General features: G+C 60.1%; 15 protein-coding genes. 10 read left to right on the top strand and 5 right to left on the bottom strand.

Annotated elements, in window-relative coordinates; translation table 11 throughout:
• The first annotated feature begins 167 nt into the window (after window positions 1-167).
• The 6 genes from exbB (at window position 168) to ABDX87_RS14350 (ending at window position 6,893) form a co-directional block, all read left to right on the top strand.
• On the top strand, window positions 168-1,139 hold the full coding sequence (exbB, locus tag ABDX87_RS14375; protein WP_346833417.1) for a tonB-system energizer ExbB: 972 nt from the start codon (window positions 168-170) through the stop codon (window positions 1,137-1,139).
• A gap of 3 nt (window positions 1,140-1,142) precedes the next feature.
• Window positions 1,143-1,568, top strand: a complete 426-nt coding sequence (gene exbD / locus ABDX87_RS14370; RefSeq protein WP_074754723.1) for a TonB system transport protein ExbD — start codon at window positions 1,143-1,145, stop codon at window positions 1,566-1,568.
• Complete coding sequence (locus ABDX87_RS14365; protein ID WP_346833416.1) at window positions 1,565-2,308, top strand: energy transducer TonB; 744 nt, start codon at window positions 1,565-1,567, stop codon at window positions 2,306-2,308. The genes exbD and ABDX87_RS14365 overlap by 4 nt, the downstream gene beginning before the upstream one ends.
• Window positions 2,309-2,399: 91 nt before the next feature.
• The gene (locus ABDX87_RS14360) at window positions 2,400-3,329 is read left to right on the top strand and encodes a hydrogen peroxide-inducible genes activator (RefSeq protein WP_346833415.1); all 930 of its coding nucleotides are present in this window, start codon (window positions 2,400-2,402) and stop codon (window positions 3,327-3,329) included.
• Window positions 3,330-3,337: 8 nt separating this feature from the next.
• Entirely contained in the window at window positions 3,338-5,413 is a 2,076-nt protein-coding gene (recG, locus tag ABDX87_RS14355) for an ATP-dependent DNA helicase RecG (RefSeq protein ID WP_346833414.1), read from the top strand.
• A gap of 85 nt (window positions 5,414-5,498) precedes the next feature.
• Entirely contained in the window at window positions 5,499-6,893 is a 1,395-nt protein-coding gene (locus ABDX87_RS14350) for an aminoacyl-tRNA deacylase and HDOD domain-containing protein (protein ID WP_346833413.1), read from the top strand.
• Window positions 6,894-7,605: 712 nt separating this feature from the next.
• On the opposite strand, the gene ABDX87_RS14345 is transcribed toward ABDX87_RS14350, so the two are convergent.
• The 4 genes from ABDX87_RS14345 to ABDX87_RS14330 form a co-directional block, all read right to left on the bottom strand.
• The gene (locus tag ABDX87_RS14345) at window positions 7,606-7,983 is read right to left on the bottom strand and encodes an SCP2 sterol-binding domain-containing protein (protein ID WP_346833412.1); all 378 of its coding nucleotides are present in this window, start codon (window positions 7,981-7,983) and stop codon (window positions 7,606-7,608) included.
• Between the two features lie 208 nt (window positions 7,984-8,191).
• Entirely contained in the window at window positions 8,192-8,491 is a 300-nt protein-coding gene (locus ABDX87_RS14340; protein WP_092406784.1) for an HU family DNA-binding protein, read from the bottom strand.
• Window positions 8,492-8,680: 189 nt separating this feature from the next.
• Window positions 8,681-9,829 (bottom strand): NAD(P)/FAD-dependent oxidoreductase, encoded by a 1,149-nt coding sequence (locus ABDX87_RS14335; protein WP_346833411.1) that lies wholly within the window; start codon window positions 9,827-9,829, stop codon window positions 8,681-8,683.
• 35 nt (window positions 9,830-9,864) lie between these two features.
• On the bottom strand, window positions 9,865-10,032 hold the full coding sequence (locus ABDX87_RS14330; RefSeq protein ID WP_062379816.1) for a rubredoxin: 168 nt from the start codon (window positions 10,030-10,032) through the stop codon (window positions 9,865-9,867).
• Window positions 10,033-10,235: 203 nt separating this feature from the next.
• Here ABDX87_RS14330 and ABDX87_RS14325 point away from each other — a divergent pair, with 203 nt between their 5' ends.
• Window positions 10,236-10,811, top strand: a complete 576-nt coding sequence (locus tag ABDX87_RS14325; protein WP_431061237.1) for a chorismate--pyruvate lyase family protein — start codon at window positions 10,236-10,238, stop codon at window positions 10,809-10,811.
• Window positions 10,811-11,701, top strand: coding sequence for a 4-hydroxybenzoate octaprenyltransferase (gene ubiA / locus ABDX87_RS14320; protein WP_346833410.1), 891 nt, complete (start codon window positions 10,811-10,813; stop codon window positions 11,699-11,701). Before ABDX87_RS14325 ends, ubiA begins: the two co-directional genes overlap by 1 nt.
• 33 nt (window positions 11,702-11,734) lie before the next feature.
• Here ubiA and ABDX87_RS14315 read toward each other — a convergent pair whose 3' ends face one another.
• Window positions 11,735-12,115: a COG4315 family predicted lipoprotein gene (locus ABDX87_RS14315; RefSeq protein WP_346833409.1), complete on the bottom strand. Its 381-nt coding sequence runs from the start codon at window positions 12,113-12,115 to the stop codon at window positions 11,735-11,737.
• 171 nt (window positions 12,116-12,286) lie between these two features.
• On the opposite strand from ABDX87_RS14315, the gene phoB reads away from it, so the two are divergent.
• Complete coding sequence (gene phoB / locus ABDX87_RS14310; RefSeq protein ID WP_062379821.1) at window positions 12,287-12,976, top strand: phosphate regulon transcriptional regulator PhoB; 690 nt, start codon at window positions 12,287-12,289, stop codon at window positions 12,974-12,976.
• Window positions 12,977-13,023: 47 nt separating this feature from the next.
• A complete protein-coding gene (gene phoR / locus ABDX87_RS14305; protein WP_346833408.1) occupies window positions 13,024-14,325 on the top strand; it encodes a phosphate regulon sensor histidine kinase PhoR in 1,302 nt (433 codons plus the stop codon).
• Window positions 14,326-14,418 lie beyond the last annotated feature (93 nt).

Here is a 14,418-nt window from a genome sequence, read left to right as displayed (position 1 = left end):
CTGAAAAGCGACCATCGGGACGCGTTCGCGTTAAAAAAAGAGACTCTATTACTTTTGTTAACAAGAATTACTTGCAATAATGTCGGCCCTTTGTTCTCCTCCGCTCGCCTCGGGCCAGCGCGACGCATCCAGAACGAACACCTATTTTCATATCAGGTCGGGCCAGCATGACACCTATTCAATCCGCCGCTTCGTCAATCACCTCTTCAGGTCTGCACCGTGCAGGGCGCGCCATTGCCGCCGTTCTATTCAGCCTGATGCTGACGCCTGTTGCGCTTGCCGATTCCAGCGCTCCTGCCCAGCAAACTCCTGCGGTTCAGGCGGCAGCGCCAGCCGCCGCTCCGGTTGACACCGCGGCAGCCTCTGCCGTTCAGGATCCTGCCGCTCCAGCAGATTCGATCGAACCCGTCGCAGAAGACAACAGCCTGGGCATGTCCCACGACCTGTCGCCTTGGGGCATGTACAAGAATGCAGACATTATCGTTAAAGCGGTGATGATCGGTCTTGCCATCGCCTCGATCATCACCTGGACCATCTGGATTGCCAAAGGTCTTGAACTGCTCGGCGCCAAGCGTCGTCTGCGTGGCGAAATCGCCGCCCTCAAGCGCGCGCGTACGCTCGATGAGGCCAGCGCCGGAGCCAAAAAGGAAGGCACGCTGGCCCATCTGCTGGTTCACGATGCGCTGGAAGAGATGCACCTCTCGGTCAACAGCCGCGAACGTGAAGGCATCAAGGAGCGCGTTGCGTTCCGCCTTGAGCGCCTGGTAGCAGCCTGCGGCCGCAACATGAGCATGGGCACCGGCGTACTCGCCACCATCGGCTCGACCGCACCCTTCGTCGGCCTGTTCGGTACCGTATGGGGCATCATGAACAGCTTCATCGGCATCGCCAAGACCCAGACCACCAACCTGGCAGTCGTCGCACCCGGCATCGCCGAAGCGCTGCTGGCCACCGCGCTGGGCCTCGTCGCCGCGATTCCTGCGGTGGTCATCTATAACGTGTTCGCTCGCTCCATTGCCGGTTACAAGGCGCAGGTGTCCGATGCCTCTGCTCAAGTTCTGTTGCTCGTCAGCCGCGACCTGGATCACCAGCCAGTCGCTGAGCGTGTTCAACAGCCGCACAGGGTAAAAATGGGGTAAACCATGGGCCTGCACCTTAACGAAGGTGGCGACGATCTCGCCGAGAACCACGAAATCAACGTGACGCCGTTCATCGACGTCATGTTGGTGCTGCTGATCATTTTCATGGTGGCAGCACCCCTTGCAACCGTCGACATCAAGGTCGACCTGCCCGCCTCGACAGCGAAGCCCGCGCCCAGACCGGAGAAGCCGATTTTCCTCAGCGTCAAAGCTGACCAGAGTCTGTACCTGGGCGACGAGAAGGTCGCGCGCGAGCAGATCGGTCCGGTTCTGGACGCCAGGACCAAAGGCAAGAAAGACACCACGATTTTCTTCCAGGCCGACAAAGGCGTGGACTACGGGGACCTCATGGACGTCATGAACGCCCTGCGCGGCGCCGGTTACCTGAAAGTCGGTCTGGTGGGTCTTGAGACGGTTGGTAAGAAATGATCAATACGCGCCAAAAACTGACGCGCTATAGCGGTAGTCTGTTGTTGGTGCTGGCGGTTCACGCGGTGGCGATCATCGTCGCACTGCGCTGGCCCGCCTCGCAGGCCATCGAACTGCCCCCGGCAGCCATGATGGTCGAGCTGGCGCCCGTACCTGAGCCTGCTCCGCCGCCACCGCCCAAAGTGGTGCAACCGCCGCAGCCGCCTGCGCCGGAAGAAGAACTGCCGATCCCGCCCATTGCCGAAGCGCCCAAGCCGGAAATCGCGGTTCCAAAACCGGTCAAGCCGAAGCCCAAACCACAGCCGCCCAAACCTGTGAAGAAGGTCGAGCCGCCGAAGGAGGAGAAGCCTGCCGACGAGAAACCGGTCGATACGCCACCTTCCAACGCGAAACCGGAAAAATCGGCTGCGCCTGAACCCGCTCCGCCCACACCGCCGAGCACCGCACTGCCAACCTGGCAGGGTGATCTGCTGCGTCACCTGAGCAAGTACAAGCGTTATCCGGACGATGCCCGTCGGCGCGGCATGCAAGGCATCAACCGTCTGCGCTTCGTGGTGGATGGCGAAGGCCGGGTGCTGTCGTACGAAATCGCAGGAGGTTCCGGTAGCGCAGCGCTCGACCGCGCCACGCTGGAGATGATTCGTCGTGCCCAGCCGTTGCCCAAGCCACCGGCGGAATTGCTCAACAATGGCACCCTGGAAGTGGTCGCGCCCTTCGTTTATTCGCTGGATAAACGTTGAAACGTTGATTTTGCGACAACTAAGGGTCTGATAACGTGCGTCTATCGATTGCACCCGCTATGCTGGGGCCGCAACTTCATGGACGCACGCTATGACCCTCACAGAATTGCGCTATATCGTTACCCTCGCTCAAGAGCAGCATTTCGGCCACGCGGCTGAACGCTGCCACGTCAGCCAGCCGACGCTGTCGGTGGGCGTAAAGAAGCTGGAAGATGAACTCGGTGTGCTGATTTTCGAGCGCAGCAAGAGTGCGGTACGTCTTACGCCGGTTGGCGAGGGCATCGTGGCTCAGGCGCAAAAAGTGCTCGAGCAAGCTCAAGGCATTCGTGAACTCGCCCAGACGGGCAAGAACCAACTGACGGCGCCGCTGAAAGTCGGTGCGATCTACACCGTCGGCCCTTATCTGTTTCCTCATCTGATTCCGCAACTGCACCGGGTCGCCCCGCAAATGCCGTTGTACATCGAAGAGAACTTCACCCATGTGCTGCGCGACAAGCTGCGCAACGGTGAGCTCGACGCAATCATCATCGCCCTGCCGTTCAACGAAGCCGACGTACTGACGATGTCGCTGTACGACGAGCCGTTCTACGTGCTCATGCCGGCTGACCATCCGTGGACTCAGAAATCCACCATCGACGCATCGGCACTGAACGACAAGAGTCTGTTGCTGCTGGGCGAAGGCCACTGCTTCCGCGACCAGGTGCTCGAAGCGTGCCCGACGCTGGTCAAAGGGGGCGACAGCGCCAAGCACACGACGGTCGAATCCAGCTCGCTGGAAACCATCCGGCACATGGTGGCCTCGGGTCTGGGCGTCTCGATCCTGCCAATGTCCGCAGTCGACAGCCATCACTACGCACCAGGCGTGATTGAAGTGCGTCCGCTGTCGCCTCCTGTGCCGTTCCGCACGGTTGCCATTGCCTGGCGTGCGAGCTTCCCGCGTCCAAAGGCGATTGAGATCCTCGCCGACTCTATCCGCCTGTGCTCCGTCGCTCGCCCTAAAGCCCAAGCACAAGCGAGCTAAGTGGCGGTATGACTGAGCTGTCACACGTCTCGGTAACGGCGCTCAAGGGCGTCGGCGAGGCCATGGCTGAAAAACTGGCGAAGGTCGGCCTCGAGAACATTCAGGACGTCCTGTTCCATCTGCCTCTGCGCTATCAGGATCGCACCCGCGTCGTGCCCATTGGCGCGTTACGCCCGGGGCAGGATGCGGTGATCGAAGGCGTCGTCAGCGGCGCCGATGTGGTGATGGGCAAGCGTCGCAGCCTGCTGGTCCGTCTGGGTGATGGCACCGGTGTGCTGAGCCTGCGCTTCTACCACTTCAGCAATGCACAAAAAGATGGCCTGAAGCGCGGCACGCATGTGCGCTGCTATGGCGAAGCCCGTCCCGGCGCCTCGGGACTGGAGATCTACCATCCCGAATACCGTGCGATCACCGACGAAGAACACGTGGCGGTCGAGCAGACCCTCACGCCGATTTACCCCACCACCGAAGGCCTGACCCAGCAGCGCTTGCGCCAGTTGTGTCAGCAAAGCCTGGGGATGCTGGGGCCAAGAAGCTTGCCAGACTGGCTGCCGGAAGAGCTCGCACGCGACTATCAACTGGCGCCACTGGCTGACGCGATCCATTACCTGCATAACCCGCCCGCCGACGCCGATGTCGAAGAGCTCGCGCTGGGTCATCACTGGGCGCAACACAGGCTGGCCTTTGAAGAGCTCCTGACTCACCAGTTGTCGCAGCAACGCCTGCGTGAAAGCCTGCGTTCCCAGCGTGCGCCAGCGCTGCCTGTGGCCAAGCGGCTTTCCAAGCAATTTCTTGCCAACCTGGGGTTTCCACCAACAGGCGCACAGCAACGCGTCGGCAAGGAAATCGCCTACGACCTCAGCCAGCAAGAACCCATGCTCAGGCTGATTCAAGGGGACGTGGGCGCGGGCAAGACCGTGGTCGCTGCACTGGCAGCGTTGCAGGCGCTGGAATCGGGTTACCAGGTCGCGCTGATGGCGCCGACCGAGATTCTGGCCGAGCAGCACTTCATCAACTTTACGCGCTGGCTGCAGCCACTGGGCATAGAAACCGCCTGGCTGGCCGGCAAGCTCAAGGGCAAGGCCCGCGCTGCATCGCTTGAACAGATCGCCAACGGTGCCCCGATGGTGGTCGGCACCCACGCACTGTTTCAGGATGAAGTGCAGTTCAAGAACCTTGCGCTGGTGATCATCGATGAGCAGCATCGCTTTGGCGTACAGCAGCGCCTGGCGTTGCGCAAAAAGGGCGTCGGCGGCCTGATGTGTCCACATCAGCTGATCATGACCGCCACCCCCATCCCGCGTACGCTGGCGATGAGCGCGTATGCCGACCTCGACACCTCAATCCTCGACGAATTGCCGCCGGGCCGAACGCCGGTCAACACCGTGCTGGTCGCCGACAGCCGCCGCATCGAGGTCGTGGAGCGGGTCCGCAACGCGTGCGCCGAAGGCCGTCAGGCCTATTGGGTCTGCACGCTGATCGAAGAATCCGAGGAGCTGACCTGTCAGGCCGCCGAAACCACCTTCGAAGAGCTGACGAGCGCCTTGGGCGAACTCAAGGTCGGGCTGATTCATGGGCGGATGAAGCCGGTGGAGAAGGCGGCGGTCATGGCAGAGTTCAAGCAGGGCAATCTGCAGCTGTTAGTGGCAACGACGGTCATCGAGGTGGGCGTGGACGTCCCCAACGCCAGCCTGATGATCATCGAGAACCCTGAACGACTGGGCCTCGCTCAGCTTCATCAGTTGCGCGGCCGGGTAGGACGCGGTAGCGCAGCGAGTCATTGCGTGCTGCTGTACCATCCGCCGTTGTCACAGATCGGTAAACAGCGGCTGGGGATCATGCGCGAAACCAACGACGGTTTCGTCATCGCCGAAAAGGACCTGGAGCTTCGCGGGCCGGGCGAAATGCTGGGAACGCGACAGACAGGATTGCTGCAATTTAAGGTCGCCGATTTGATGCGCGACGCAGACCTGTTGCCGGCCGTTCGGGACGCCGCGCAGGCATTGCTTGAGCGCTGGCCGCAGCACGTCAGCCCGCTGCTGGAACGCTGGTTACGCCACGGGCAGCAATACGGGCAAGTGTGAAGCAGTCAACAATAAGAACGTGTCTCACCTATCTAACAACTAAGCTGGTTATACTTCAGCAATTGTAGGAATTTGGATACAGGCCATGACAGAAGTTGCCCACATCGACGCAACCCAACACGCCCCGTCTGTCATCCGGCAGTTGCTTGGCAAAGCTGCCATCGACTACCGCGAAGTCATGGACGACGAAACGCTGCCCACCGCACAGAAAGTCCAGGCCGTTCTGGTCCACGATTCCGTCGGCGCGTTGCTGATCCTTTTTCCGCAGAGCCATCTGCTGGACCTCAATCGGATTACCGAATTGACCGGTCGCAAGCTGACCGCCGTGTCGCAAGAACACCTGGATCAGATGCTCGGCAAGAACAACCTGCGTGCCCTGCCCGCCCTCCCGGCATTGACCAGTTCGCCGTGCCTGTACGAAGAGCGCATCCTTCAGGAGCCCACCGTACTGATCGACTCGGGCGAGCCGGGCCTGCTGCTCGAGATCAGCAGCGAAGATTTCAAATCCTTGTTGAGCAAAGCCAGCGCCGCCACGTTCGGCGAGCCGGTGAATCTGGTGCAACCGAACCTGACGCGTCCTGACGACGACCGTGAGGAGATCACCAAGGCCGTCCAGAACTTCACCGCCCGCCGTATCCAGCAACGCCTGGAAGCGACGGTGGAAATTCCGCCACTGGCTGACACCGCTCAAAAAATCATCAAACTGCGTGTCGACCCGGATGCGACCATCGACGACATTACCGGCGTCGTGGAAACCGATCCGGCGCTGGCCGCGCAGGTGGTCAGCTGGGCGGCATCACCGTATTACGGTTCCGCCGGCAAGATCCGCTCGGTGGAAGATGCCATCGTGCGTGTGCTGGGCTTCGATCTGGTGATCAACCTGGCACTGGGTCTGGCACTGGGCAAAACACTGGCCTTGCCCAAGGATCATCCGCAACACGCGACGCCGTACTGGCAGCAGTCGATCTACACCGCTGCCGTCATCGAAGGCCTGACCCGCGCCATGCCGCGCGCCAAGCGCCCAGAAAGCGGTCTGACGTACCTTGCCGGTCTGCTGCATAACTTTGGCTATCTGTTGCTGGCGCACGTCTTTCCGCCGCATTTCTCACTGATCTGCCGACAAATCGAGGTCAACCCGCACCTGCACCACAGCTTCGTGGAGCAGCACCTGCTGGGTATTTCCCGCGAACAGATCGGTGCCTGGCTGATGCGTAACTGGGACATGCCTGAAGAACTGTCCACCGCGCTGCGTTTCCAGCACGACCCGCATTACAACGGCGAACACTGCGAGTACGCCAACCTGGTGTGCCTGGCGGTGCGTCTGCTGCGCAAGGAAGGGATCGGCTCCGGTCCGATGGAAAGCATCCCCGACGAGCTGTTCGCGCGCCTGGAGCTGCCACGCGAGAAAGCGCAAGACGTCGTGCACAAGGTGCTGGAAGCCGAAGTGCTGCTGCGCGAACTGGCTTCGCAGTTCCACTGATTGACCGCGTGTTCCAACCGCCCGTGATTACCCGGCGGTTGGAACGAACTGTGGGAGATTCTATGGTTCTCAAACCGGTTGTGTCAGTACGTTTCTTGAGAGTTGCAAACCCTGACAGCATGCGCCACATCCCGGATGACGCAGAGCGTCATGGACTGTGTTGCCACGCGGAGCGTGGGAACAATCAGCTTGCTCGCGATCACGGTCAGCCAGTTGCATCAAAGGTGAATGAGACACCGCATTCGTCAGCAAGCTAACTCCCACAGGTTTTGTGTTCAGCCAGACAGGAATGCTTTACCCAAACAGCGCAAAGCGCGCTTTGGCTTTTGATCTTCATACCGCAGCAGCCCAGACACCACAAAGCGCGACTTGGGTGCAGGCTGAACGCAGGTGGCGCGCAGTGGGCCGAGCGGCATGGATGCCGCGAGAGCGCCGTCAGGACATGGATGTCCGTTCGGCGCGGGCCCACGGAGCGTCGCCGGAGTGAAGGAACCTCGACGAAGTCGAGGCCAAACCACGAGCCAGGACACTTGGTTACTTGGTGTCTTTTCAAGTAACCCGCCGAAGGCGGAACAGTTTGGACGTTAGGACAAACCAAACCATCAGTGTCACCTCAAATAGCAGAAATGCACACCTAACAAGCGAGCTTGCTCGCGAAAGCTGTAGTCAGTGACTGAAAGGGTGAATGACCCACAGTTGATTTTTTCCAGCCTCAGACCTTTTTCTTCCTCGGCTTCAAATACTTCGTCAGGCCCTGAAACCACATCACCAGTCCGGTGTTGCCGGTGACCTGAATGCTCTTGTCCTGAATCCCCTGCATGAACGCCAGTTGCTTGTTCTTCGCCTGCATCGTGGCGAAGCCGTACGCCGCGTCCTTGAACGAGATCGCGAACGCAGGCGTGGCGACAGCGCCACGGCGGCTGCTGACGCGTTGATCCTTCACCACGAAGTGCCGGGCCACTTTCCCGTCGCAGGTTTGCAGCTGAAAGGTCAGGTCCTTACCGGCGAGCTGTTGCTGAAATGCAGGGTTGTTGCGGCTGGCGCGGGTCATGAGCAGACCCAGCATCCAGAGGAGAAAACGAAACTTCATGTGCGACGCCTCATGCGATCAGGTGCGGATAAGCAACCAACGGCAGTGTAGCGAGCTTGAACGGCGGATGACGGAACAGAACCCGACGGTCGCAAAGTGGCGACACAGACAGCTCGCCGGGCAAAACAACCGCCCATAAAAAATGGGCATCCAACTGCTTGGTATGCCCATTTCCACGCTGTTCGCCTTCCGCAAGACGTCCAGCTATTTATTTCTTCTTCGCAGGCGTCGCGACAGGGTTAACGCTGTCTTTCAGGAACTTGCCCGGCTTGAATGCAACGGTGTTGCTGGCCTTGATTTTGACCGGCTCGCCAGTCTGTGGATTCTTGCCTGTGCGCGCGCCGCGATGGCGTTGCAGGAAAGTGCCGAAACCCACCAGGGTCACGCTGTCCTTTTTGTGCAAGGCGTTGGTGATTTCATCCAAGACGGCATTGAGGACGCGATTGGCTTGTTCTTTGGTGAGATCTGCCTTTTCGGCAATAGCGGCTGCGAGTTCTGGTTTACGCATATGAAGCCTCTTTTACGGTTTTTTGTTTTTATGTCCCGTGCCGCCCTTCCAGGGCAGCGAGCAGGTGCCGCAACGGCTCTACGTTGCGGCAGACCGGAATGAGGATGGCATGCTGCCGATTCCCGCGCCAGTACGTGAGCCACGTTTGTATCAACTAAAACGTGCCTTATCCGACAGAACGACAGCTAATTACGCCAGTAAGGGTGGCAACACCTTGTTCAAGGCCAGTTTGTCCATGACGGCGGCACCTGTCAGCGCGTAACCCAGCAGGTTTCCGTCCGCATCGTGACAGAGCGCCTTGATGTCCGCGCCCTGCCCTTCAACGGTCCAGACGCCTTCCCGGCCCTTGGGCGGCGGCGACACCACGAGTGGGCAAACTGGCGTTTTCACCGTCACCGGCATGGGGCCGTATTTGACCGGCGTGGGTGTGCCGGCCAGTGTTTGCGCCAGCGCACGCGCGCAGCTCATCAACGGCATCACGTAGAGCAGATTCAACCCGTCCACTTCGGCGCAATCACCCAGTGCATAGATGTTGGCGTGAGAGGTCTTGAGGTAGCGGTCAACGACCACCCCTCGGCCAACCTCAAGGCCGGCGGCCGCCGCCAGATCGACCCGTGGCCGCAAACCAATGGCCGACACCACCAGATCACACGGCAGAACGGCGCCATCGGACAGGTGCGCTTCCAGGCCATCGTCCGTCCGCGACAGCCGGGTCAGCACAGGCCCCAAGTGGAAACGCGCGCCCAGACTCTCCAGCCCGGCCTGAACAGCCGCCGCTGCCGCCGGGTGCAACAAGGTCGGCATGACCTGCTCGCAAGGCGCCACCAGATCGACCTCGTAGCCGCCCACCATGAGGTCATTGGCGAACTCACAACCGATCAGGCCAGCGCCAAGAATCAGCACACGCCGTTTACCTGCCGCTGCGGCACGGAAGCGCGCGTAGTCCTCAAGATCGTTGATGGGAAAAATCGCATCCCCGGCATCGCCTTCCACCGGGACACGCACGGTCTCTGCGCCCCAGGCCAGGATCAGGTCACGGTAGTGCACCGACTCTTCGCCTATCCACAGCCGCTTGTGACCAGGGTCGATGCCACTGATGCGGGTGTGGGTGCGTACTTCGGCGTTGAGCTGTTCGGCCATGGCGCCGGGCTCGGCCATGCTCAGGCCGTCGGCTTCCTTGTTCTTGCCAAAGCCGGTGGAAAGCATGGGTTTGGAGTAAGAACGACCGTCGTCGGCCGTGATCAGCAGCAGCGGCGTTTCGCCATCGAGCTTGCGAAATTCCCGAGCGAGGTTGTAACCCGCAAGGCCGGTACCGACGATCACCACAGGTGCGTTCATTCGTCTCTCCTGAATCAGATAAGGGGCATGGCGGATCAGCCGATTTCAATCATCTCGAAATCCATTTTGCCGACGCCGCAATCTGGGCAGAGCCAGTCTTCCGGGACATCTTCCCAGCGGGTGCCCGGTGCAATGCCGTCATCCGGCCAACCATCGGCTTCGTTGTAAATCAGGCCACAGACAATGCATTGCCACTTTTTCATGGGTTGGTTCTCTCGGTTCTCAGGCTATACGTGCCCACACGCTCGGCGATTGTCGCGCGCTTTTTCGAATAGGTCTGGGCGTTTTACTGATCACCGCGCGTTCACGCAAGTTTCATCGACGCGCAGACCCCGAGCCGGTCGTCGGCCAGCCTTCTCAATCATGCTAAGCTCGCCGCCTCGATTGCTGCCAATAATTGCTTACTGTGATCCAGCGAAATCCTCCATGCCCAACGCCTGAATGGCTGTTGCGCGATCAACTGATCGACATGCCCGCACCCGTCGTCCTTGAGTGGCTGTTCCACGAAGATTCTCTGACCCGCCGCCTGACCCGACTGTCCCACGATGGCTTCAGCGTCACGCCGTTGTTCGAAGGCTGGCAACCGTTGCGCACAGATGAATGTGCGGCGCTGCACCTGCCGGATGGCAGCGAAGGCTGGGTGCGTGAGGTGTACCTGCTTGGGCATGGCGAGAAGTGGGTATTCGCCCGCAGCGTGGCGGCACGTGCCGCGCTGGAAAACGATGGCCTGCACATGGATCAGCTGGGGACTCGCTCGCTGGGCGAGTTGCTGTTCAGCGACCGGGCGTTCGCCCGCGGGCCTTTGCAGATTTGCCAATACCCCGCGCGATGGCTGCCTGACGCGGACAACCGCGCAGGACTCTGGGGTCGTCGTTCCTGCTTCACGCGAGGGGCTTTGGGCATCCTCGTCGCCGAGGTATTTTTGCCGACCGTCTGGCGCGCCATCGAGGCCGCCTCTGAATCCGCCAAGGAGCGCCACTGATGTACTTGTCGCTGCTCAAGTCCCTGAACCGCCTGCACCCGCGCACCTGGGACTTCATTCAACTGACCCGCATCGACAAGCCGATCGGCATCTACCTGTTGCTGTGGCCAACGCTGTGGGCCTTATGGATTGCAGGCAAGGGTTCGCCGTCGCTGGGCAACGTCCTGATCTTCGTCGTTGGCGTGTTCCTGATGCGCGCCGCTGGCTGCGTGATCAATGACTTCGCCGACCGCAAGGTGGACGGCCACGTCAAACGCACCGAGCAACGCCCTCTGGTCAGCGGCAAGGTCAGCTCCAAAGAAGCGCTGATACTGTTCGCCGTGCTGGTGGGATTGAGCTTTCTGCTGGTACTGCTGACTAACTCGACAACGATCTGGCTGTCGTTCGGCGGCCTCGCCCTGGCCGCCACCTATCCCTTCATGAAGCGGTACACCTATTACCCGCAAGTGGTGCTGGGCGCGGCGTTTTCATGGGGCATGCCGATGGCGTTCACGGCCGAGACCGGCGACCTGCCTGCCGCTGCGTGGCTGCTGTACATCGCCAATCTGTTGTGGACGGTGGGTTACGACACGTATTACGCGATGACCGACCGCGAGGACGACCTGAAAATCGGGGTGAAGTCCACGGCCGTGCTGTTTGGTGACGCCGATCGGGTGATCATCCTGACGCTGCAGTGCCTGGCGCTGTTCTGCCTGATGCTGGCTGGCTCGAGGTTTGAACTCGGGCTGTATTTCTTCTTGGGCCTGCTGGTCGCGGCCGGATGCTTTGCCTGGGAATTCTGGTCGACGCGCGATAAAGCGCCGCAAGCCTGTTTCAAGGCTTTTTTGCATAACCACTGGACGGGATTGGCGATCTTTGTGGGAATCGTCGTGGACTATGCGCTGCGCTGACCCCGGCGGATCAACGCAGCGTGAGGCGTCAAATCAGGGTTTAGCGACGTGCCAGACGTCGCCCTTGCCGTCGCCGGTCTTGTCACCCGCGGCCTTGTCGTTCTTGAAGGTATACAACGGCTTGCCTTTGTAGACCCACTGTGATGCACCGTCGTCACGCTTGATGATCGTCCAGTCGCCCTCGGCTTTATCGCTGGCACCGGCCATCAGCGGCGGCCAGTTGGTTGCACATTGATCGTTGCAGACAGATTTGCCCGCTGAGGTGTCTTTGTCGAACGTGTAAAGAGTCATGCCCTTTTTATCGACCAGGACGCCATCTTTGGTATCTGCCTGATGGTGAGCAAACGCCATCCCGGACGAGGCCAGAGCAGCTGCAGCAAAAATGCCCATAAAAGCAGAAGAAATTTTAGCCATCGGTATTTTCCCTTTTTGTTAGTCGTTGGTTGGACAAACGTTGTAGGACAAGACCACAAGCTTAGCGCTAGACCGGGCAATGCGCCTCGTTCGAACTAACCTGTCACACGACTGCAATAATTCCGTTATCTAATGCGCCCCAAGACAGTTAAATGACATGAGGTTCGAGGCATGGTTGGCAGGAGCATTCTGATCGTCGACGACGAAGCGCCGATTCGCGAGATGATCGCCGTCGCACTGGAAATGGCCGGCTATGACTGCATGGAGGCAGAGAACTCTCAGCAAGCCCACGCGGTCATCGTCGATCGCAAACCCGATTTGATCCTGCTCGACTGGATGCTGCCCGGCACATCCGGCATCGAGCTGGCGCGTCGGTTGAAGCGTGATGAGCTGACCGGCGACATTCCGATCATCATGCTCACCGCCAAAGGCGAAGAGGACAACAAGATCCAGGGTCTTGAGGTCGGCGCCGACGATTACATCACCAAACCCTTCTCTCCTCGTGAACTGGTTGCGCGCCTCAAAGCCGTGCTGCGCCGGGCAGGCCCTAACGACGGTGAGTCGCCCATCGAAGTGGGCGGTCTGCTGCTGGACCCGATCAGCCACCGCGTCACCATCGACGGCAAGCCTGCCGAAATGGGCCCGACTGAATACCGCTTGCTGCAGTTCTTCATGACCCACCAGGAGCGCGCCTACACCCGCGGCCAGCTGCTCGATCAGGTCTGGGGCGGCAACGTTTACGTCGAAGAGCGCACGGTGGACGTTCACATCCGCCGCCTGCGTAAAGCCCTCGGCGATGCTTACGAAAATCTGGTACAAACCGTCCGCGGTACTGGCTACCGTTTTTCCACCAAAAGCTGAGCAGCTTTTGGTAGCGACTCCGATCGCTGAAGACAAGGACGCGTTAATTGAACCAAAACTGGCATGGCACCCTGATCCGCCATCTGCTGCTATTGGTCACGGCCTCGCTGCTGGCCGGGCTGATCAGTGGCCGTTATGGCGGGTGCCTGGCAATCGGCTTGGGCCTGTACCTGGCCTGGACCCTCAAACAGCTGCTCAGGCTGCATGACTGGCTACGCCATCACAAACCCGATGAGCCGCCGCCCGATGGCTACGGCCTCTGGGGCGAAGTCTTCGACAGCATCTATCACCTGCAACGCCGCGATCAGCGTGTGCGCGGTCGTCTGCAAGCCGTTATCGACCGGGTTCAAGAGTCCACGGCGGCCCTGAAAGACGCCGTGATCATGCTCGACAGCGAAGGCAACCTGGAATGGTGGAACCGCGCTGCTGAAACCCTGCTGGGTCTGAAAACACCTCAGGACAGCGGCCAGCCCGTGACCAATCTGGTGCGCCATCCGCGCTTCAAGGAATACTTCGAGCTCGCCAATTACGCCGAACCGCTGGAGATCCCTTCTCCGGTCAACGATCGCCTGCGCATTCAGATGTTGATCACTCGCTACGGCAACAACGAACACCTGATGCTGGTGCGTGACGTGACGCGTCTTCATCTGCTGGAGCAAATGCGCAAGGACTTCGTGGCCAACGTCTCCCATGAACTGCGCACGCCATTAACGGTGATCTGCGGTTACCTGGAAACGCTGCTGGATAACGTGGAGGAGGTGAACCCGCGCTGGGTCCGTGCTTTGCAACAGATGCAGCAACAAGGCGGCCGCATGCAGACGTTGCTCAACGACCTGCTGCTGCTCGCCAAGCTTGAGGCGACGGATTACCCCTCGGACAACCAGCCTGTCGCCGTACCGGCCTTACTGCAGAGCATCAAAAACGATGCGCAGGCCCTGTCTGGCGCCAAGAATCAGGAAATCACCCTGGATGTGGAAAGCGAGTGGAGCCTGAAAGGGAGTGAAGCGGAACTGCGCAGTGCATTCTCCAACCTGATTTTCAACGCCGTAAAGTACACGCCCGCCGAAGGCAAAATCCGTATCCGCTGGTGGGCCGATGGCCGAGGCGCGCACCTGAGCGTGCAGGACTCCGGGATCGGCATCGACCCCAAACATATCCCGCGCCTGACCGAGCGTTTCTATCGAGTGGATTCCAGCCGGGCTTCCAATACCGGCGGCACAGGCCTGGGGCTAGCGATCGTCAAGCATGTGTTACTTCGCCATCGCGGCGCGTTGGAGATCAACAGCGTGCCGGGCAAGGGCAGCGTATTCATCTGCAACTTTGCCCCCATCCAGATGACCAAGCCCTAGTATTGCTGGCGGATAGCCGCTAAATTGCATCGCTTATGCCCTCCATTTGTGAGGGCTTATTTCATCCCTTTTCAAAACGGAACCCGCAAAACC

Source organism: Pseudomonas abietaniphila (assembly GCF_039697315.1).
Taxonomy (GTDB): Bacteria; Pseudomonadota; Gammaproteobacteria; order Pseudomonadales; family Pseudomonadaceae; genus Aquipseudomonas; species Aquipseudomonas abietaniphila_B.
The sequence above is the reverse complement of the archived record's forward strand: the minus strand, read 5'-3'. Positions and strand labels throughout refer to the sequence as shown.